Here is a 1,398-nt window from a genome sequence, read left to right on the forward strand (position 1 = left end):
GGGGAAAAGCTGGGCATTGTGCCTCCTAGGGTTTATGCCGTGTGTTATGGGTCGCGATGGTCAGCTCCGGCTTGCGACCGGCGAAGAACATGCGATTGCCGAAGTCGGGCTTCAGTACACGCCGCGGACCAAGCTCGTGAAGTTCGATAACCGTGGACAGCGTCGCCACACCGTGGGACAGCACATACACCGGCTTGCCGAGCATATGCGGAGTGCGCGCGATTGAGCCGTCTGGCAGGTCCATGGGGGTTGATTTTGATTGCCAGATTTCCGCGCCCTCGGGGGTGCGCAGGCTGTAACATGCCTCCTCACCGCAACCCATCGCGCGCAGTGGGAATTTACCGCGCTCGCCCGTGTGCACATCGATACACTCAACTAAATCACCTGGTATCAAGTCGCGCAGATAGCGGCCATCTGGCAATAGGGTGTCATAGTCCACACACCAGGGATCTATGGGAATCGTGCCACCGCCGCCATTTGCAGGGGTGGTAATCGTGCCTATATTGCGCCTGTGTGTGCCTGCCGCCAGGTTGGGATAGGTGGTGGTTGCGTAGTAAGTGACACCGCCGCCGGTATAACCGGGATCATCACAATATACGTAGTATTTACGGCTGAAGGCCAAGCCGGTGATACTGCCGGCGTTATAACTCCTTGTGCCAAAATCAAATTGCACTGTATGCGCGGCGACGCTAATTTTTGCAGTGGAGCCATTATCTTGGGCAGTGAGCGGTGCCCCGCCGTTGGTAATAGACGTGGCACTGGAGTGAATCACCGGCAGGTTGCGCCCGTCCTGCACCTCAATCACGTCGATCTTTAAATAATCGCACCGAGTGCGACCAATCTTACCGGTATCGTAATTGGCCAGAATCAGCGGACTAAAGGAACGTACATTTTTCTGCAGCTGGGCTGGACTGCCGATATGGTTGGCGCCCAGTGCGCTACTGTAGACACCGTCGCCGGCCGCATTCCCCTTAAAATACCCTACATAGGTCCACCATCCCGGTTTAGCGGCCGGGGTGACGGCGGAGGCGGCAAGATAAAAATGGTTGCCGATGTTATTGTCACCCGTCGCGTTGCAGAGGTTTCCCGATGAGTCAAACCCCGCAACCCCCAAATAGAGCCGACGATCCATATCGCCAGTTGCATTTAAATACAGGCGCGCCTCGAATCGATACAGTTTTGACGGGTCGAATGAAATTCGATCCCTGTGGTACAGGCGCCAAAAACTATTGTTGGTCTCATCACCCAGAATCACGTCGCCGGGGCCGACACTCGAAATTCCATCGGTCGAAAAATACGATGGCGCGCTGTCGGTCACTGTCCAGGAGTCTTGCCAGTTAGGGTCACTAAAATCCTCCATGAAGGTATTGCGCATTGAGCGGATCTGCGCGCGCTCCT

Annotated in this window: 1 protein-coding gene; it reads right to left on the reverse strand. The window is 55.8% G+C overall.

Annotated elements, in window-relative coordinates; translation table 11 throughout:
• Positions 1-25: 25 nt before the first annotated feature.
• On the reverse strand, positions 26-1,398 hold a 1,373-nt coding region (locus tag ACCI49_RS24630), incomplete at its 5' end, for a Hint domain-containing protein (protein WP_503629710.1).

The sequence above is a fragment of the Microbulbifer epialgicus genome (assembly GCF_041447265.1).
GTDB classification, from domain to species: domain Bacteria; phylum Pseudomonadota; class Gammaproteobacteria; order Pseudomonadales; family Cellvibrionaceae; genus Microbulbifer; species Microbulbifer epialgicus.